Below are 17812 nucleotides of genomic sequence, written 5' to 3'. Positions count from 1 at the left end.
ATATATTTTTTAAGTGAGACGACATCTGTCTCGCTTTTTTTTAATCTAGATTTGTTACCGTTAATATATGAGGTGATGCGTATGAAATTTCCAAATGTAATAGGAAGACGAGAATTGAGAAACGCAGCAGTAATTGGTTCCGTTGCGGGGCTGGCTGGTGTTGTATTTTTTATCCTTTTACTCAGTTCTATGAATTCATCAACAAACCAAGAGCAGCAGCAAGCAAGTTCAGGGAAGGGTGAAGAAGAAGTAATCCCTGTACAATCATCTAACGAGGCCATTGAAGATACTTCTTCAGTAGAATTTTATGCAAACCAATATGGAGTTTTTCAGAGTGAAGAATCTGCATCGGATTTTATCTCTGAACATCCAGTTTTAAATACAAGTGCAACGGTAGAAGTAGATGGGAAATACTATGTCTGGTCTTCAGTAACGCCGATTAGAGAAGAGCTCATCTTATCGGAAACGCCAACTTCTTTTGCTAAGGCATTTAAATTTTCTGGTGCTGCTTGCACAGAAGAAACGTTAAAGGGCTTGCCGACTGTTTTAGAAAACAATGACCCCTCAAAATTTTATTTTCAAGAGGGTGCTGTACCAGACAATATTCCAGATGATTGGCAAACAATAACATCAGCGTTATCAAGCTTTTCACAGGATTTAGGTATAGCTCGTTTGCATCTAGTTGCCCATTATTTTGACAAAAATGATTGTATGAAAATCGAGTTTTAATCATTAAAATTACGTCAAAATCTAGTTTTGTAAATTATGAAGGATTTTTCAAAATTCCATTCCTCGGCTATCATAGAAGTAGGAGGAATGGATATGAATTTTGATACGAATCATCAGCTTGTTTTAGCATCTGCATCACCTAGAAGGAAGGAACTCTTTTCAAAATTAGGTGTCCCCTTTGAAGTCATCACAAGTAATGTAGAGGAAACGTCTGTACAAGCTGAAACAATGAAAGAATATGTACGTGAAGTTGCGTTGTTAAAGGCACGTGATGTAGCAAAAAAGGGGAAGGGCAAAACAATCATTGGTGCAGATACAGTAGTTGTCTTTGAAGACACATTACTACATAAGCCCAAAAATGAAGAAGAAGCAATAGCTCACTTAACAAGACTATCTGAGAATGTTCATCAAGTAATGACGGCGGTTGTCATTATTCAAGCAGATGGCACAGAGGAAGTCATTGTTGAAGAAACAAAAGTCTATTTTAAAAAACTATCGAAAGAGCTAATTGAAAGCTATGTAGAAACTGGTGATCCTTTTGACAAAGCAGGGGGCTACGGGATTCAAACTGATGGCGTACTCTTTGTGGATCATATTGTTGGAGATTATAACAATGTAGTAGGTTTACCATTAGCTAGCTTGTTCGAAAAGCTCATAGCACTAAACATTCTAAAACTGTAGGAAGTGATAAATGAATGACGATTGCCCCATTTCCCGAGCTTATGATACGTGATGTACATGTAGAGGACCGGCCAAGGGAGAGGTTAATTCGACAAGGCGCCCAAAGTTTATCTAACCAGGAATTAATAGCTATTTTATTACGTACAGGTTCAAAGCAGGAGTCTGTGTTAACTCTTGCTAATCGTGTATTAACTTATTTTGAAAAGTTACATGAGTTAAAGCACGCGACAATTGAAGAAATCATGTCGATCAAAGGAATTGGTGAAGCGAAGGCAGTCCAGCTGCTAGCTGCAGTTGAGCTAGGTAGACGATTATCTCAAAAACAAGTCGATGACCGGTTTACCATTCGTTCTCCGCAGGATGCAGCAACGTATTTGATGCCTGAAATGTCTTCTCTTCAACAAGAGCATTTCGTGGTTTTATTTTTAAATGTGAAAAATCAAGTAATGCACAAGCAAACAATTTTCATAGGAAGCTTAAATTCCAGTATTGTTCATCCTCGCGAGATTTTCCGAGAAGCAGTCAAACGTTCGGCAGCATCTATTATTTGTAGCCATAATCATCCATCAGGTAATGCAACACCGAGTCCAGAAGATATTGAGGTAACGAAACGGCTGCAAGAAGCAGGATATATTATTGGCATTGAATTGATTGACCACGTAATTATCGGTGATCATCAATTCATTAGCTTAAAGGAAAAAGGATATATGTAACTTTCATAAAGAGTTTTAGTCGAATGTCCGTTTTTATGGATATTCGACTTTTTTGGGGGTAAATTAAAATAAAATAGCTTAACAAACAAATGACATTGTTGTTACAAAAGAATTAAAGAAGAGCTCGTAATTTGTAATTTTATACTTTTAATATTTCATTTTGATATCAGAGAACCTATTTCGTGGATTTTCGTCATTTCTATGGAGTACTTGTTACATGAATGTAAAAACTTACATAATTATTTTATTTGTTTCAAGGGCAAAATCGAAATAAAATGAAAAATGTCGATTAGAAATCACGATTTATCGCCGGAATAGCGAAAATTGATGAGTTTTCTTATGCGGATAACTACGAAATATAAATTCGCGTATCCGTGTAAAATTAAATCATTAGAGAAATATGGTAGAACAGTACATGTGACACTATAAATTTTCGAGCTTATCAGCTATAATAATTCTTATGATTTTAAGCGCTTTAATAGTTTGCTTAAAAAAGAAAGGGAGTACTAAATTTGTTTGGATTAGGAAATAAAGATGTCGGGATTGATCTTGGCACAGCGAATACATTAGTTTTCATTAAAGGAAAAGGGATTGTATTACGTGAACCTTCAGTAGTAGCGAAAAATACGAAAACAGGAGACATTGTTGCTGTTGGTAATGATGCGAAAAATATGATTGGACGTACACCTGGGTCAATTGTAGCCATTAGACCGATGAAGGATGGCGTAATTGCTGATTTTGATATTACAACTTCAATGATTCAGTACTATTTAAAACAAGCTTTAAAAAATTCTGGCTCTAATTGGAAAAAGCCAAATGTTATGATTTGTGTACCTTATGGTATTACATCAGTAGAACAACGTGCAGTAATCGATGCTTCTAGACAAGCTGGTGCAAAGGAAGCCTTTACAATTGAAGAACCATTCGCAGCTGCGATTGGTGCAGATTTACCTGTATGGGATCCAACTGGTTCAATGGTAGTTGATATCGGTGGTGGTACAACAGAGGTAGCCGTAATCTCATTGGGTGGTATTGTGACAAGCGAGTCAGTTCGTATCGGTGGCGATGCAATGGATCATTCCATTATCAGCTATATCCGTAAAACTTATAACCTAACAATCGGTGAAAGAACTGCCGAAAAGATTAAGATCGAAATCGGTACTGCTCGAGTTGATGACAGTAACGAAAAAATGGATATCCGTGGACGTGATTTGCTAACAGGATTACCAAAAACAATTGAAATTACTGCAGAGGAAATTTCAGATTCTTTAAAAGAAGCAATATCAGCTATTATAGATGGCGTGAAGAAAACATTAGAACAAACGCCTCCAGAGCTTTCCGCGGACGTTATGGAAAGAGGAATCGTTCTAACTGGCGGTGGGGCACTTCTTCGTAACCTCGACAAAGTCATCAGTGACGAAACAAATATGCCTGTATTTATCGCAGAAAATCCACTGGATTGTGTAGCGATTGGTACTGGTAAAGCGTTAGACCATATCGATTTAGTTCGTTCCCAACAGATGAAAGGGTAAGGAGGATTCGCAATGCCACATTTTACGAACAAGAAATTAATACTGCTACTAGTTGGCACAATTTTCCTTGTGGCATTGATTAGCTTCTCTTTACGAGATCGACAAAACGCAAGCGTTCCCGAACAGTTTATTAAAGACACAGTTGGCTTTGCTCAATTCCTTGTTGCAAAGCCTGCTAATTACATAACAGGTATTTTTAATGATATTAATTCTTTACTAAATACGTACGAAGAAAATAAACGTTTAAAAATGCGTTTGGAAGATTTTGCTGTACTTCAAGCAGAAGTTAATACATTGCAATCTGAAAATGAATCTTTAAAAGAACTGGTAGACAAAAAGGATAGTTTAAAAGACTTCGACCCACTAAAAGCAACGGTGATTGCTCGAAACCCAGACCAATGGGAAGAGAAAATTATTTTAAACAGAGGTTCATCTCATGGTGTTCAACTAAATATGGCTGTCATGACTGCGAACGGCTTAATCGGTAAAATTAGTTTAGTGACGCCATTTACTTCAGAAGTTGAGTTGTTATACTCAAATAATCCGAATTATCGAGTATCTGCGATGGTTCAAGGAGAAAATTCGGATGTTTTTGGTTTAATAGAAGGATATGACGCTGAACGTAATGAATTAATACTAAAGAGAATCGATTCTAGCTTTAAGGTAAAAGAGGGCGAGCAAGTGGTGACGTCTGGTTTAGGTGGGATATATCCAAAAGGAATCTTAATTGGTGAAGTAACAGAAGTAACAACAGATGATTATGGCCTGACTAAAATGGCTTATGTTAAACCAGCTGCAAACTTCTCTATGCTAGAGGATGTAATCATTGCCAAAAGAACGTCCGTTTCCGTAAACGGCTCTGATGGTACGGGTACGAATGCAGATTTAACAAATGGTACTGAAAGTGAAACTACTGATACTATTGAAGGTGAAGAATAAATGATACGATTCTTGATACCTTTTGTAGCAGTTGTTTTATTTTTGTTAGAGCCAGAGTTTGCATTGTTTTCACCAATCAGTTGGGGAGACCAAACACTGATATTAGTACCGCGCTTTGTTATTCTCTATCTTATTTTTATTTCCATCTACTACAGCAAAAAAAGAGCCTGTTTATACGGATTAATTTTTGGGCTCTTGTATGATGTGTTTTACATTGATATTATTGGATTATATTCCTTTTTATATCCACTTGTTTGCTTTGTTGCTGGGTCAACTGTAAAATTTATCCACCAGCATCTAAGTGTAACAACAATATTATCCGTTGTATTAGTAGCTTTGATGGAAGCTTTTTTGTATTACTTCTTTTCTTTTATTCAGTTTACAACAATACCGGTGAGCGATTTTTTAAGCAACCGATTACTTCCAACTATAATCGCGAACCTATTATTCTTAATAATGCTTGGTTGGGCATTTAAATATTTAATCAATGCGCGTTTGTTACAGCGTGCCCGAGATAATTCTTAAATTGACTTGGCGTGAGGTGTCGCTTTTTTATGAATAAACAGCTTGTCCATATAAAGGGGACTAAAGCGGGGTTGGTACTTCGGCTTGATGATCAGTGCGCCTACGCAGAACTAGTGGAAGAACTTGAACGTAAGGTATTAGAAGGTGGAATCGATGGAAAAGTTGATGTACAACTACATCTTGGAAATCGCTACCTACTGAGTGCGCAGCAAAAAGAACTCATCGCAATTGTAGAAGGCCCTGGTAATATGCACGTTTCAAAAGTGCACAGTGATGTTATAACAATTGAAGAAAGTAATGAGAAAGTACTTACGGATCAGAGTGAAACCTATATAGGGATTATTCGCTCTGGTCAAATAGTAAAAACTGATGGAAATATTGTTGTTATTGGTGATGTAAATCCAAATGGTAAAATTGAAGCTGGTGGAAGTATTTATGTTCTAGGGAATTTAAAAGGAATTGCCCATGCAGGTGTAAATGGAAACAAAGAGGCGATAGTCGTTGCATCACATTTTGAACCTACTCACGTTTTAATTGATGATCAGATCGAAGTTATGTCCAACGAAAAACCCTTTGTTAAAGAAAATGCTGACCAAATCTTTGCATATATTAATAGAGATGGCATAATTTCATATGAACGAGTACAAGAAGTAAGAAAAATACGTCCATTATTAAGTACGATTAAAGGAGGAAGCTAATGTGGGTGTAGCAATCGTAATAACTTCAGGTAAAGGCGGAGTAGGTAAAACAACAACAACTGCCAATCTGGGAACTGCATTGGCTCTTCAAGGGAAAAAAGTATGTTTAGTAGATACAGATATTGGTTTACGTAACTTAGACTTAGTGTTAGGTTTAGATAATCGAATTATCTATGACTTAGTCGATGTCGTAGAAGGTCGCTGTAAGATTCATCAAGCGTTAGTTAAGGACAAACGAGTTGATGAGAAACTATTTTTATTGCCTGCTGCTCAGACAACGGACAAAAATGCCGTAAATCCAGAGCAAATGAAGAGTTTAGTAGACGAGTTAAAGCGTGAATATGATTATGTTTTAATTGACTGTCCTGCGGGTATTGAACAAGGTTATAAAAATGCAGTAGCAGGTGCTGATCGTGCTATTGTCGTAACAACTCCTGAAATTTCTGCTGTTCGAGATGCAGACCGTATCATCGGACTACTTGAACAGGAAAATATTGAACCACCAAAATTGATTATTAACCGTATTCGTAAAGATTTAATGAAAACCGGAGATGCATTGGATATTAATGAAATTACAACGCATTTATCTGTTGATTTATTAGGGATTGTGATTGATAGTGAGGATGTTATCAGTTCATCTAACAAAGGTGAACCTATCGTCATGGATCCAAATAGTAAGGCTTCTTTGGGATATCGAAATATCGCAAGAAGAATACTAGGGGAATCGGTTCCTTTAATGTCTATCGAAGATAATTCTAAGGGCATGTTTAAAAAATTTATTTCTATCTTCTCAAAATAGAGCTAAGTGTATTGCAAACTGTAGATGGACTCGAAAAATTTCGAGTATGTCTGCAGTTTTTTGTTTTTATATTTAGGTGTTCTTTTAAATACGTGGCTTGGAAATAATTTTATTGACTGTTTCGACTTAATCGGACAGTATCTTTTCATTTCCACTAGAATCGTATTTTTATATTTTTCATATACTATGAAAAAGAGAATGGATGAGGTAGTGAACAAGAAATGGAAATGGATAGCGGCTATTGTTCTCTGCGGGGTCGTCATATTAGGTACGCAACTCCAGGAGAGAGGAGAATTAGCAGTAGATGTGAAAAAAATTGTCTATAGCTCTGAAGATCTAACGATTATGCGAAATGTGTTACGAGAAGTATTTGGTCAGGATGCAGCTGAGAAAATCACGGTCTCATCAGAAACGGTAAACAAAGAGCTGTTGTCCTTTGTTTCTGTAAAAGCGTATGACCATGGTTACTTGTTAACATTTGAAGAAGCAATTCCGATTCTTGCTATCGAAAATGGTCTTGTTGTATATACAGGTCATACAAAACACACGGGCAAAACAATATCCGTTTACTATGAGAATGATACTACTGTCACATATGGAAATGTGGATTCGTTTTCATTATTGCCCTATACATCAATAGAACGAGGGGGGACCCTTGCAAATAAGGAACCTGGGGATTTATATATAAAAATAGAAGAAGGCGGCAAGGTATTAAACCTAGAGGAAACTTTAGAATGGATGAAAGAGCATACGCAATCATGATGCGTATGACCATTCATCCATTATTTTTGCCGATTCTGTTTACCATTGTGTTATATGGGAATGTTTCTTTTTATGCTCTAATATTATCATCTTTAATTATTCATGAAGTTGGACATATCCTTGCTGCCTTCTTTTGTAAGGTTAAGGTAGAGCGATGTGTTATAATGCCATACGGAGGAGAAATTGAACTAAAGGGTGGTAATACAATTGCTCCTAAAAAGCAACTGATTATTGCACTTGGTGGACCGATTGCCACACTTTGTTGTATTGCGGTAACACCGTTTCTCGATCCTTTGTTAGCCGATTTGGTATTGAAAATTCAAATTGTTTTACTTGGAATTAATCTCATTCCCATTTGGCCGTTGGATGGTGGTCGTATTATTATGGCACTTATTCATATTTTTTGCCCACGCATTCGAATGGTCGAATTATATTTAACGATTTCACTCATATTAATTACGTTTACTGTTATTATTACGTTTATTTTATTACCAAAAACTTTATTTTTACTCGTACTGAGTATCTTTTTATTTATACAAATCGTGAATGCTTGGCGATTTAGAAAATACCGTTTTGCATTTGAGAAACATGTTATTAAACGGTTGACTTGAAACTCTATCCTATGATAGTATTGTAATGTTATTGTTTGTAGCACCCGTGCTACAACCGCTCTGGGAAGGTTTTAAAGTGTCGATTTTCGAACACCTTTCGTTACAGGCGAGTCTGAGTCTAAGAGGAGGTGCATTTTAATGTACGCAATTATCGAAACTGGTGGAAAACAAATCAAAGTAGAAGCTGGACAAGAGATCTATGTTGAAAAACTAGGTGTTGAAGCTGACGAAGTAGTTACTTTTGATAAAGTTTTATTCGTAGGTGGAGAAACAGTAAAAGTTGGAGCTCCAACTGTTGCAGGTGCTACTGTTACAGCGAAAGTTGTAAAAGAAGGACGCGCGAAAAAAATTACTGTATTCAAACTAAAAGCGAAGAAAAACTACCGTCGTAAACAAGGTCATCGTCAACCTTACACTAAATTAGTAGTTGAAACTATCAACGCTTAAGAGTCGAGGTGAATGAAATGATAACTGTTACAATTCATCACGATGAAAATAGACATGTTTCTGCATTCGAATTTTCAGGTCATGCCGAGTACGATCAAACAGGTAAGGATTTAGTATGTGCAGGTGCATCTACAATTGCCATTGGTACTGTAAATGCCATTTATGCATTATTACAAATCGAGCCGAAAATCGACCAGGCAACAGAAGGTGGAGGCTATCTTCGTGTAGATCTTCCTACTGATATTGACGCAGAAGTCGATGCAAAATTACAACTTATTGTCCAAGTTATGACAGCTCAAGTTTACTCGATGGTTCAAACTTATGGACAATATATCAAAATTAACTACAACCAAGTAGCCTAGTAGGAGGTGGAACGATATGAAATTGTTACTTTCTTTAGACCTTCAATTTTTCGCTTCGAAAAAAGGGGTAGGTTCTACAAAGAACGGACGTGACTCTGAGTCAAAACGCCTTGGTGCTAAACGTGCTGATGGTCAATTCGTAACTGGTGGTTCAATTCTTTACCGTCAACGCGGTACAAAAATTTACCCAGGTACAAACGTAGGCCGCGGTGGAGATGACACACTTTATGCTAAAGTTGACGGTGTTGTTAAATTCGAACGTTTAGGTCGCGACAAGAAAAAAGTTAGTGTATACCCTGCAGCTCAAGAAGCTTAATAGTATATATTATCAAAAAGGACTGCTAGCCAGCAGTCCTTTTTCATTTATTGGAGGAGTTATGCTAATATAATTCCTTTTGATTTATACAATTTACTGGTACATATCTATGGATATCTGAAATTTTCTTATAGTATTACTACACGCTTTAGAGCAAACAAAAGCGAAAAATAGAAAAACTTGTTATACTAATAAACATATTGGTAGAATTTTTCTATTTAAGTTTGGAGGTTAACTATGAAAACTTCAACACTTTCGGTTAATGATGTTTTAAGATTTGCTAATCATGATTATATGAATCAAATTCAATTATTAAAAATGAATTTAGATCTGGGTAGAATTGAAGAAGCAAAATCGCTGATTGAAAAATTTTCAGAGCAAAGTAAGACTCTTTCAAATATCAATAAACTAAAATTACCTAAAACTGGGGAATGGCTACAAACTATACAATGGAGATTTCAAGCATTTGAAACTACCATAAATAGTAATATATCTTTTCCAATTGATATGAAAAATGATGAGCAAATTGTAGAATACTTAGAAAAGACAGTTATTCATGTATACGATACTCTAGATCCTTTTTCAGAACAACAGCTAGAGATCTCAATCGAATCAAATGAGAACGAATTCACTTTGCTTTTTGACCTGAAAGGGAAGTGGGAAGCTCAAATTTTCGATCATGAAGAGAATAACAATTTAAAGGTTCAAACATATGAGCAAACTACTAATGAGTGGAAATATGCTTTGAGCATAGAACAGGAGTGAATGTAATGTTTGTCGATCACGTCAAGATTTTTGTCAAAGGTGGAGACGGCGGGGACGGTATGGTTGCCTTTCGTCGTGAAAAATATGTACCAAATGGTGGACCAGCAGGTGGCGATGGAGGAAATGGAGGAAATGTCGTTTTCCTAGTAGAGGAAGGACTAAGAACTCTAATGGATTTCCGTTATCAACGTCATTTTAAAGCTGACCGTGGTGAGCATGGAATGAGCAAGGGGATGCACGGAAGAAACTCTGGTGACCTAGTGGTAAAAGTTCCACCAGGTACAGTAGTTATGAATGAAGAAACTGGAGCTGTTATTGCTGATCTAGTTGAGCATGGACAAACTGCCATTATCGCACGTGGCGGGCGTGGCGGACGTGGGAATAGCCGCTTTGCAACACCTTCAAACCCAGCTCCTGAACTTGCTGAAAAAGGTGAGCCAGGACAAGACTTAAATGTTATATTAGAATTAAAAGTACTAGCTGATGTAGGGTTAGTTGGGTACCCAAGTGTAGGTAAATCAACATTACTATCTGTAGTGTCTGCTGCTAAACCAAAAATTGGTGCTTATCACTTTACAACAATTGTTCCTAATCTTGGGATGGTTGAAACTGAAGATGGACGAAGCTTTGCAATGGCAGATTTACCTGGATTGATTGAAGGAGCACATCAGGGTGTTGGATTAGGGATGCAATTCCTTCGTCATATCGAAAGAACAAGAGTAATTGTTCATGTTATCGATATGTCTGGTATGGAAGGCCGTGAACCATATGATGACTTTTTAACAATCAACGAAGAACTAAAACAATACAACCTACGTTTAACAGAACGACCACAAATTGTTGTAGCAAACAAAATGGACATGCCAGATGCTGAAGAAAACCTAAAAGGATTTAAAGAAAAAATTGGAGATTCTGTTAAGGTTTACCCAGTTTCTGCTGTATCACGACAAGGCTTAAAACCTGTATTATTTGAAATCGCAGACTTACTTGAAGTTACACCTCACTTCGAATTAAATGATGTGGTTGCGGAGGATAGTGATGCAACTGTACTTTATAAATATGAGAAAAAAGGTGACGACTTCGAAATTACTCGTGATGATGACGGGGCTTATGTACTGTCAGGCTACTCAATCGAACGTCTATTCAAAATGACTGATTTCAGTCGTGAAGATGGTATTCGTCGATTTGCAAGACAATTACGTGGTATGGGTGTAGACGATGCTTTACGTGAGCGTGGAGCAAAAGATGGAGATATCGTCCGCCTAATGGAATTCGAATTTGAATTTATAGAATAACCTTATAGATTTTGGATCGTAGAAGATTTTGGGGGGAGAGCATGAAAAACGTTGCCAATCAACGGTATTATTTAGTTCGGGAAGATGTGCTAACAGATGCTATGCAAAAAACTTTAGAAGCGAAGCATCTATTACAAAGTGGAGCAGTTTCTTCAATCTGGGATGCGGTAAAAGAAGTGGATTTATCGCGAAGCGCATTTTATAAATATCGAGATGCCGTTTTTCCTTTTCACTCCATTGTACGCGAACGAATCCTAACGATTTTTATACAATTGCAAGATGAAAAAGGAACACTCGCAAGTCTGTTAGAGATTATTACGGTAGCACAGTGCAATATTTTAACGATACATCAAACTATCCCTATTCAGGGCAGAGCGAATGTAACGCTATCCTTAGACGTAACGAGCATGGTATACGAACTTGATGAACTCATTCAACAACTAAAAAAATTAGAATTTGTTGAATCAGCAGAAGTAATCAGTTCTGGTGCACTTTAACTTAAAAGTAGTACAATAAAGAAGAGAGCAAAGACTTAATATTGCTCTCTCTTTTTCAATATAGAAAAGATTGAAAAATGACACTTGTTAGAATTTGGGGGAGAAAAGATTGAGGAATGGAGAGAGACATCAAAGGATTGCGTATTTAGGGCCTGAAGCTTCTTTTACATACTTGGCGACAAAGAGTTTATTTCCTAATGAGGAGCTTGAGGCTTTTTCAACGATACCTGAGTGCATCGAGGCGGTATCTGAGGAAAAAGTAGACCTAGCAGTAGTACCGCTGGAAAACACAATAGAAGGTACGGTAACCTTGACGATAGATTATTTATATCATGAAGCCGATTTATATATTGTTGGCGATTGCTTATCGAAAATTCAACAGCATTTAATGGTACACAAAAATCAAAAAGACAATTGGCAAAGCATTGAAGAAATTTATTCTCATCCTCACGCTCTCGCGCAATGTCATAAATACTTGTATTATCGTTTTAGCTCAGTTCCTTTGCAGCGTTATTCTTCAACATCTGCAGCCGCAAAGCTGGTATCAGAAAATCCAGACCGTTGTATTGCTGCAATCGGTAATGTCTCTTCCGCAGAGAAATATGATTTAGAGATTGTACAAAAAAATATTCATGATTTTCAGTTTAACCATACGCGATTCCTAGTTCTATCAAAAAGTAATACCCGTCTTCCAGTCGATCACTCAGAGGGAAAAGCGAAAACGACGTTGATGATTACATTGCCAGTAAACGTTTCAGGGGCATTGCATCAAGTACTTTCTGTATTTGCTTGGCGTAAACTGGACTTGAGTAAAATTGAATCCCGACCTTTAAAAACTGGTTTAGGGGAGTATTTTTTCATCATGGATGTACATGCAGATGAAAATGGAGCGATGATGAAAGGAGCAATGGAAGAGCTAGCTGCACTTGGCTGTAATGTGAAATCTCTTGGTACATATTATACATTTTTAACACGAGAGTAAAAGAGGGGTAGATATGAATATCATACTTTTTGATGGGGAATGCCACTTTTGTAATACTAGTGTTCAATTTATTATAAAACGAGATCAAAAAAAATATTTTAAATTTGCTTCTCTTCAAAGTGAAATTGGGCAAAAGCTGTTAGAAGAATTTCAAATACCGAAAACAACTGACAGTCTAATATTCATTGAAGGAAATAGTAGCTATGTAAAATCTACAGCAGCTTTAAAAATTTGTAGAAGGTTAGATGGTATGTGGAAATTGTTGTACCCATTTCTAATCATTCCAAAATTTTTAAGAAATACTGTCTATGATGTTGTGGCAAAAAATCGCCATAAGCTAATGAAGCAAACCGAATGTCGGATTCCAACCAAAGAAGAGCTAGAAAGGTTTTTACATTAAAAGAGTGGGCTTCTCAAATTTTCAAGCCCACTCTTTTTGTTTAGTTAAAGCCTGGGCCTTCATTCTTCAACTAAGTAGCCTTTTTCTCTTAGCATTTGCTCTGTGCGATCTAAAAGTTCTATAGATGAAGCAGAAATCTCATGCAAATGAGTACCGTCAGTTAAGACCGATAAATAATTTGCTTTTGTATCATTTACCCGTTGAAGAAAGCTTTTTACATCGTGTCGATTTGATAACATCATGGATGCGGTAATTTCACCGTATACGGGATGATCTATGATCACGTTTTTTAGAGTGACACCACAGTCTACAATTGTTAACATTTCATCTTCAGCTTGCTCTGCTGTATGTAGACAAACGATTTTCCGCTCGAAAACCTCAGATTTATCTTCACGCTTTAAATACACATAACCTTGACTTGTTGCAACAATTGGTTCGTTTCGTGCTTTTAGTAAATTCATATCGTTAACTATGACTTGTCTAGAGACATTCGCGTGTTTTGCCAAGTCTGTTCCAGTGATTGGCTCATTTTTAGTTTTTAAAATATGGAGTAGCTCATGTCGACGATCCTCGCCTAACATTTTTTTCATTATAATACCTCTTTCATATGGAATTTCATGTATATACATCACTCTATCATTCATAGTTTATCACGAGGAACTACACAAAGCGTTTTAATTTTTTGTGTCCTTTTCATATGAATCACATATTATAAAACGAGAAAAGGAGGATGTTTGTGCGAATTCATATTGTTCAAAAAGGTGAGACTCTTTGGCGTATTGCTAAACAGTATGGGATTGGGCTTGATGAACTTAAACGTTTAAATGCGCATTTGGCTAACCCTGATTATATTGTTCCCGGTATGGAGATTATTTTACCTGAAGGTGGTACAGCAGCACTGAAGTCTACAATGACAAAAGCTCAGCAAACTGCACCGATGTCGAAAGAAATGGCTACTGCACCAAAAGTACAGCAAACAAAACCTGTCGAAAAAGCTCAACCTGTTAAAGAAGCGCCAAAGGCTAAGGAAACTGCACCAATTCCTGAGCCAGTACCAATGCCTATGCCTCAACCGGCGCCGCAAGTAGAACTGACGCCGCAATTTCAATTTGATTTTGCGCCACAAATGCATTTCCAGCAGCCACAACCTTTACCGGCGCCAGTACCAGCACCACAACCGACGCCACAGCCGCAGCCGATTTATATTCAAGTACCGCAAACACAAGTTGAAACAAATGTCGAAACAACAGTAGAAAAAGAAGTAGAGTATGTTCAAATACCAGTACAGCCGCAGATTATTTACGTATACTGTCAACCACCACAACCATGTGTAGGTCATGAGCCAGTATATTACCATAACCCATGCGGTTGCCAAGAACAGCAATTTCATCAACCACACCCATGCGGTTGCCAAGAACAGCAATTCCATCAACCACACCCATGTGGATGTCAAGAACAGCAATTCCATCAACCACACCCATGTGGATGTCAAGAACAACCACATTTTCAGCAAGCAGCATTTGACTTCCAGCAAATGCCTCAGCAGCAACATGACTGTGGCTGTGGAGGAGGATATCCTGCACAAGAAATGATGCCTTATGGAATGCCGTATTTCGAGCCAAATTATGATATGGCGCCAATGACAGATGTAGCTCCTGCGATGGAAGGTCCCTATGAGGAACATCATGATGGATTACCAGAGTGGTTACTAGATTCTTCAGAGATGAAAGCAAATATGGTTGAACAGGATTGTGAACCAGAGGTAGGACCACAAGCTTTTGATGAGTATAACCCATACGACCAAATGGCTGACCATGGGCAAGTAGCTAACTACTATCAAGATGGATACAACTATGGAAACAGCGCTTATCCTTATCCTCAAAACCCTTATGGATCATATAATATGCAACAAGGTTTGCCACAACAAATGATGCAGCCTAACTGCCAAGGATATCCTTATAACCCTTATTTAACACAAAACAAACCTTGGAATTATTAAAATGCAAATCAAGAGCAATATATGGAAGAAAGAGACATCTCAAGGGACGTTGTTTATAAAAAAATACGATCATATCAATGTTGCAGAAAAGGTCAAAACAATTCACAGTCAACTTGAGGATATAAAGTTTCCATATGTTATTCCATTAGTTAAAAGTAAGGATGAAGATTTAGTTGTGCAATATTGGCAGCATGGAAGCTTTAGTGCAGATTTTTCAAACGAATCGCATCGAAAACAAAGCTTCAAAATCCTAAAAGCATTACATGACACAGGAGATAAAATTGATTGGACCAACCAGGTCATTTTACCGAGACAACAGCTATATCAAAAATGGAATGCTCGATTGGAACGTTTTTTAATCAATGAAAAAGAGCTGCTGCCGATACTGCAGCATGCTTATTATGATATAACGTTGTATGCAAGTAGGGTACTAAAACAAATGCGTAAGCAAAAGCATAAAATAAATGGGAAGCTAACATTGTTGCATGGCGATGTTGTGCATCACAATTTTTTAATTTGCAAAGACAAAAAGATGAAATTAATCGATTTTGATTTGGCGGTTGTAGGTGATTCGGCGGAAGAAATGCTTCTTTGGATGCATCGCGTATTACCTACAATTAATTATGACCTAGAAAAATTATTAAATGAAAATCCATTTTTATATCATCTTTGCTTGCCGAAAATCAATTACTTGCAGTATCCCAATGAGCTGCTAAGAGAATGGCTTTATGTACTGCAATTAGGCAAATATGAAAGAGAAGCCTTCTTAGACTATCTAATGCCATTTACAGAAAAAGCTTTAAGGCATTGGCCTGAATTAATGATACAAACTGAAAAATTATATTCGAACCGTCACTAATAACGGATTTTATGATAAAATGAAAGAATCATTTATAAACTATAAAGTCAACTCGGCCGTCTAAAAGGACGGTCTTTCTTTTGGCGAAAAACCATTGCAAGAAGAAAAAACATCAACTCGATCTAATAGGGTCGAGTTGTGTTCTTCTATCGAATTTTTAAACTAGTTTTAAAGAGTAGGCAGTTGAATTTGTTCGGGGTATGACCGAACAATATGCTATAATTTATAGCAGTGAATGTGGGGGAACGAAGATGTATGATTATATAATTGGACAAATAAAACGTATTACACCAGAGTATGTAGTTTTAGAGCAGCAAGGCTTAGGCTGGCAGATATTCACACCAAATCCTTTTGCCTTTCGTATAAAAGAAGAGCTTCAACAAATTTTTATACATATGCATGTACGGGAAGATGCCCAGATGCTATTTGGCTTTAGATCTCTTGATGAAAGAGAGCTATTCCGCAAACTTATTCAAGTTTCAGGAATAGGTCCAAAGGGAGCGTTAGCTATTTTAGCTAGTGGAAATCCTTCACAAGTAATTTCAGCTATTGAAATGGAAGATGAAGCATTTTTAGTTAAATTTCCTGGCGTAGGAAAAAAGACTGCAAGACAGATGATTCTCGATTTAAAAGGAAAGCTTGGTTCATTACTCGAGCAGGTAGAATTGCCGAGTTCAGAGGATGAATTACCGTTATTTGGCGTGAATCCGAACAAGCAAGAACTAGAGGAAGCTATCTTAGCATTACTTGCACTTGGGTACTCTGATAAGGAGCTAACGAAAATTAGACCTAGCTTAGAGGATAATGGCGAGCTTACGACAACTGAAAGCTATATGAAACAAGCATTGCAGCTGTTGCTAAAAATGAAGTAAGGAGGAGGAATCATGTCCGAACGAATTATTTCAAGTGAATCAAATGATTTTGATGAGCAATATGAGCTATCACTTAGACCACAAAAGCTTTCTCAATATATTGGGCAGCATAAGGTAAAAGAAAGTTTAAGTATTTTCATAGAAGCTGCAAAGCTCCGTCAAGAGAGTTTAGATCATGTATTATTATATGGACCTCCTGGATTAGGGAAAACCACGTTAGCAACAGTCATTTCAAATGAAATGGATGTAAATATTCGTTTAACAAGTGGACCTGCGATTGAACGACCTGGAGATTTAGCAGCCATTGTTAGCTCGCTGCAACCGGGAGATGTTTTATTTATAGATGAAATACACAGACTCCCAAGAGCGATAGAAGAGGTTCTCTATCCTGCTATGGAGGACTTTTGCTTAGATATTGTAGTAGGGAAGGGACCAGAGGCAAGGTCGATACGTTTGGATTTACCGCCATTTACTTTAGTTGGTGCTACAACAAGAGCTGGTGCCTTATCAGCCCCATTAAGAGACCGATTTGGTGTTTTATTGAGACTTGATTTTTATGATGAAGAGGCACTAGTAGAAATTGTTTTACGTAGTAGTCAATTATTTAATGTGGAAATCGATCGACTGGCTGCACGAGAAATAGCGCGTCGTTCCAGAGGGACTCCACGTATTGCCAATCGCTTATTAAAACGGGTTCGTGATTATGCTCAGGTGTTAGGGGATGGATCTATCTCACATCCATTAGCCAACCAAGCACTCGAATTACTGCAAGTTGATCCTCAAGGACTTGATCATATCGATCATAAGCTGATGGTTAGCATGATTGAGCGCTTCCGAGGCGGTCCAGTTGGCCTTGATACAATTGCTGCTTCTATCGGTGAGGAAAGCCAGACAATTGAGGACGTATATGAACCATATTTAATGCAAATTGGGTTTATTCAAAGAACACCAAGAGGTCGAGAAGCAACGAAATTAGCCTATGACCATTTTGGTTATACTTATCCAGAACAATCATAATGAAAGAAGTTG

23 protein-coding genes and 1 other annotated feature are annotated in these 17812 nt (G+C 37.2%); of the genes, 22 read left to right on the top strand and 1 reads right to left on the bottom strand.

Translation table 11 applies throughout. The annotated features are described in order from the left end of the window. The first annotated feature begins 81 nt into the window (after window positions 1-81). The 18 genes from LG296_RS12585 (at window position 82) to LG296_RS12500 (ending at window position 13053) form a co-directional block, all read left to right on the top strand. The gene (locus LG296_RS12585; RefSeq protein WP_107934619.1) at window positions 82-729 is read left to right on the top strand and encodes a hypothetical protein; all 648 of its coding nucleotides are present in this window, start codon (window positions 82-84) and stop codon (window positions 727-729) included. Window positions 730-822: 93 nt separating this feature from the next. Beyond that, window positions 823-1410: a nucleoside triphosphate pyrophosphatase gene (locus LG296_RS12580; RefSeq protein WP_107934618.1), complete on the top strand. Its 588-nt coding sequence runs from the start codon at window positions 823-825 to the stop codon at window positions 1408-1410. Between the two features lie 14 nt (window positions 1411-1424). Beyond that, the gene (gene radC / locus LG296_RS12575; protein ID WP_107934617.1) at window positions 1425-2123 is read left to right on the top strand and encodes a DNA repair protein RadC; all 699 of its coding nucleotides are present in this window, start codon (window positions 1425-1427) and stop codon (window positions 2121-2123) included. Window positions 2124-2635: 512 nt separating this feature from the next. Next, entirely contained in the window at window positions 2636-3655 is a 1020-nt protein-coding gene (locus tag LG296_RS12570; RefSeq protein WP_107934616.1) for a rod shape-determining protein, read from the top strand. Between the two features lie 12 nt (window positions 3656-3667). Then, entirely contained in the window at window positions 3668-4594 is a 927-nt protein-coding gene (mreC, locus tag LG296_RS12565; protein ID WP_107934615.1) for a rod shape-determining protein MreC, read from the top strand. Further along, on the top strand, window positions 4595-5119 hold the full coding sequence (mreD, locus tag LG296_RS12560) for a rod shape-determining protein MreD (protein ID WP_107934614.1): 525 nt from the start codon (window positions 4595-4597) through the stop codon (window positions 5117-5119). A 29-nt stretch (window positions 5120-5148) separates the two neighbouring features. Continuing rightward, window positions 5149-5817: a septum site-determining protein MinC gene (locus LG296_RS12555; RefSeq protein ID WP_107934613.1), complete on the top strand. Its 669-nt coding sequence runs from the start codon at window positions 5149-5151 to the stop codon at window positions 5815-5817. 1 nt (window position 5818) lies between these two features. Further along, complete coding sequence (minD, locus tag LG296_RS12550; RefSeq protein WP_107934612.1) at window positions 5819-6616, top strand: septum site-determining protein MinD; 798 nt, start codon at window positions 5819-5821, stop codon at window positions 6614-6616. 186 nt (window positions 6617-6802) lie between these two features. Beyond that, window positions 6803-7378, top strand: coding sequence for a M23 family peptidase (locus LG296_RS12545; RefSeq protein ID WP_181417916.1), 576 nt, complete (start codon window positions 6803-6805; stop codon window positions 7376-7378). Beyond that, window positions 7351-7989 carry a site-2 protease family protein gene (locus LG296_RS12540; RefSeq protein WP_235867530.1) on the top strand — a complete coding sequence of 213 codons (639 nt, stop codon included), beginning with the start codon at window positions 7351-7353 and terminating at the stop codon, window positions 7987-7989. Before LG296_RS12545 ends, LG296_RS12540 begins: the two co-directional genes overlap by 28 nt. Before the next feature lie 43 nt (window positions 7990-8032). Then, window positions 8033-8113 (top strand) — a sequence feature (ribosomal protein L21 leader region). 14 nt (window positions 8114-8127) lie between these two features. After that, window positions 8128-8436, top strand: coding sequence for a 50S ribosomal protein L21 (gene rplU, locus LG296_RS12535; protein ID WP_107934610.1), 309 nt, complete (start codon window positions 8128-8130; stop codon window positions 8434-8436). Window positions 8437-8453: 17 nt separating this feature from the next. Further along, a complete protein-coding gene (locus tag LG296_RS12530; RefSeq protein WP_107934609.1) occupies window positions 8454-8798 on the top strand; it encodes a ribosomal-processing cysteine protease Prp in 345 nt (114 codons plus the stop codon). 16 nt (window positions 8799-8814) lie between these two features. Continuing rightward, window positions 8815-9114, top strand: a complete 300-nt coding sequence (gene rpmA / locus LG296_RS12525) for a 50S ribosomal protein L27 (RefSeq protein WP_107934608.1) — start codon at window positions 8815-8817, stop codon at window positions 9112-9114. Window positions 9115-9351: 237 nt separating this feature from the next. Continuing rightward, on the top strand, window positions 9352-9879 hold the full coding sequence (locus LG296_RS12520) for a Spo0B domain-containing protein (protein WP_107934607.1): 528 nt from the start codon (window positions 9352-9354) through the stop codon (window positions 9877-9879). A 5-nt stretch (window positions 9880-9884) separates the two neighbouring features. Then, a complete protein-coding gene (gene obgE / locus LG296_RS12515) occupies window positions 9885-11174 on the top strand; it encodes a GTPase ObgE (RefSeq protein WP_107934606.1) in 1290 nt (429 codons plus the stop codon). A 41-nt stretch (window positions 11175-11215) separates the two neighbouring features. Further along, window positions 11216-11671: an ACT domain-containing protein gene (locus tag LG296_RS12510; RefSeq protein ID WP_107934605.1), complete on the top strand. Its 456-nt coding sequence runs from the start codon at window positions 11216-11218 to the stop codon at window positions 11669-11671. A 109-nt stretch (window positions 11672-11780) separates the two neighbouring features. Beyond that, the gene (gene pheA, locus LG296_RS12505) at window positions 11781-12653 is read left to right on the top strand and encodes a prephenate dehydratase (RefSeq protein ID WP_107934604.1); all 873 of its coding nucleotides are present in this window, start codon (window positions 11781-11783) and stop codon (window positions 12651-12653) included. 13 nt (window positions 12654-12666) lie between these two features. Next, window positions 12667-13053 carry a thiol-disulfide oxidoreductase DCC family protein gene (locus tag LG296_RS12500; RefSeq protein WP_107934603.1) on the top strand — a complete coding sequence of 129 codons (387 nt, stop codon included), beginning with the start codon at window positions 12667-12669 and terminating at the stop codon, window positions 13051-13053. A 59-nt stretch (window positions 13054-13112) separates the two neighbouring features. On the opposite strand, the gene LG296_RS12495 is transcribed toward LG296_RS12500, so the two are convergent. Then, window positions 13113-13643 (bottom strand): transcription repressor NadR, encoded by a 531-nt coding sequence (locus LG296_RS12495; RefSeq protein ID WP_107934602.1) that lies wholly within the window; start codon window positions 13641-13643, stop codon window positions 13113-13115. 146 nt (window positions 13644-13789) lie between these two features. On the opposite strand from LG296_RS12495, the gene LG296_RS12490 reads away from it, so the two are divergent. The 4 genes from LG296_RS12490 to ruvB all read left to right on the top strand — a co-directional run bounded on the left by LG296_RS12490 (window position 13790) and on the right by ruvB (window position 17800). Beyond that, window positions 13790-15052, top strand: coding sequence for a LysM domain-containing protein (locus LG296_RS12490; protein ID WP_107934601.1), 1263 nt, complete (start codon window positions 13790-13792; stop codon window positions 15050-15052). Between the two features lies 1 nt (window position 15053). Next, window positions 15054-15911 carry a phosphotransferase gene (locus LG296_RS12485; protein ID WP_107934600.1) on the top strand — a complete coding sequence of 286 codons (858 nt, stop codon included), beginning with the start codon at window positions 15054-15056 and terminating at the stop codon, window positions 15909-15911. Between the two features lie 251 nt (window positions 15912-16162). Further along, window positions 16163-16783 carry a Holliday junction branch migration protein RuvA gene (ruvA, locus tag LG296_RS12480; protein ID WP_107934599.1) on the top strand — a complete coding sequence of 207 codons (621 nt, stop codon included), beginning with the start codon at window positions 16163-16165 and terminating at the stop codon, window positions 16781-16783. A gap of 12 nt (window positions 16784-16795) precedes the next feature. Further along, window positions 16796-17800, top strand: a complete 1005-nt coding sequence (gene ruvB / locus LG296_RS12475; protein WP_107934598.1) for a Holliday junction branch migration DNA helicase RuvB — start codon at window positions 16796-16798, stop codon at window positions 17798-17800. Window positions 17801-17812 lie beyond the last annotated feature (12 nt).

The sequence above is a fragment of the Ureibacillus chungkukjangi genome (assembly GCF_044795995.1).
GTDB classification, from domain to species: Bacteria; Bacillota; Bacilli; order Bacillales_A; family Planococcaceae; genus Ureibacillus; species Ureibacillus chungkukjangi.
This window is presented reverse-complemented; position numbering and strand designations above follow the sequence as displayed.

What these genes read in the sequence shown, in the direction of transcription:
- LG296_RS12585 (WP_107934619.1), top strand. Translation starts at nt 82, where the DNA reads ATGAAATTTCCAAATGTAATAGGAAGACGAGAATTGAGAAACGCAGCA.
- LG296_RS12580 (WP_107934618.1), top strand. Translation starts at nt 823, where the DNA reads ATGAATTTTGATACGAATCATCAGCTTGTTTTAGCATCTGCATCACCT.
- radC (WP_107934617.1), top strand. Translation starts at nt 1,425, where the DNA reads ATGACGATTGCCCCATTTCCCGAGCTTATGATACGTGATGTACATGTA.
- mreC (WP_107934615.1), top strand. Translation starts at nt 3,668, where the DNA reads ATGCCACATTTTACGAACAAGAAATTAATACTGCTACTAGTTGGCACA.
- mreD (WP_107934614.1), top strand. Translation starts at nt 4,595, where the DNA reads ATGATACGATTCTTGATACCTTTTGTAGCAGTTGTTTTATTTTTGTTA.
- LG296_RS12555 (WP_107934613.1), top strand. Translation starts at nt 5,149, where the DNA reads ATGAATAAACAGCTTGTCCATATAAAGGGGACTAAAGCGGGGTTGGTA.
- LG296_RS12545 (WP_181417916.1), top strand. Translation starts at nt 6,803, where the DNA reads ATGAAAAAGAGAATGGATGAGGTAGTGAACAAGAAATGGAAATGGATA.
- LG296_RS12540 (WP_235867530.1), top strand. Translation starts at nt 7,351, where the DNA reads ATGGATGAAAGAGCATACGCAATCATGATGCGTATGACCATTCATCCA.
- rplU (WP_107934610.1), top strand. Translation starts at nt 8,128, where the DNA reads ATGTACGCAATTATCGAAACTGGTGGAAAACAAATCAAAGTAGAAGCT.
- LG296_RS12530 (WP_107934609.1), top strand. Translation starts at nt 8,454, where the DNA reads ATGATAACTGTTACAATTCATCACGATGAAAATAGACATGTTTCTGCA.
- rpmA (WP_107934608.1), top strand. Translation starts at nt 8,815, where the DNA reads ATGAAATTGTTACTTTCTTTAGACCTTCAATTTTTCGCTTCGAAAAAA.
- LG296_RS12520 (WP_107934607.1), top strand. Translation starts at nt 9,352, where the DNA reads ATGAAAACTTCAACACTTTCGGTTAATGATGTTTTAAGATTTGCTAAT.
- obgE (WP_107934606.1), top strand. Translation starts at nt 9,885, where the DNA reads ATGTTTGTCGATCACGTCAAGATTTTTGTCAAAGGTGGAGACGGCGGG.
- LG296_RS12510 (WP_107934605.1), top strand. Translation starts at nt 11,216, where the DNA reads ATGAAAAACGTTGCCAATCAACGGTATTATTTAGTTCGGGAAGATGTG.
- LG296_RS12500 (WP_107934603.1), top strand. Translation starts at nt 12,667, where the DNA reads ATGAATATCATACTTTTTGATGGGGAATGCCACTTTTGTAATACTAGT.
- LG296_RS12495 (WP_107934602.1), bottom strand. Translation starts at nt 13,643, where the DNA reads ATGAAAAAAATGTTAGGCGAGGATCGTCGACATGAGCTACTCCATATT.
- LG296_RS12485 (WP_107934600.1), top strand. Translation starts at nt 15,054, where the DNA reads ATGCAAATCAAGAGCAATATATGGAAGAAAGAGACATCTCAAGGGACG.
- ruvA (WP_107934599.1), top strand. Translation starts at nt 16,163, where the DNA reads ATGTATGATTATATAATTGGACAAATAAAACGTATTACACCAGAGTAT.
- ruvB (WP_107934598.1), top strand. Translation starts at nt 16,796, where the DNA reads ATGTCCGAACGAATTATTTCAAGTGAATCAAATGATTTTGATGAGCAA.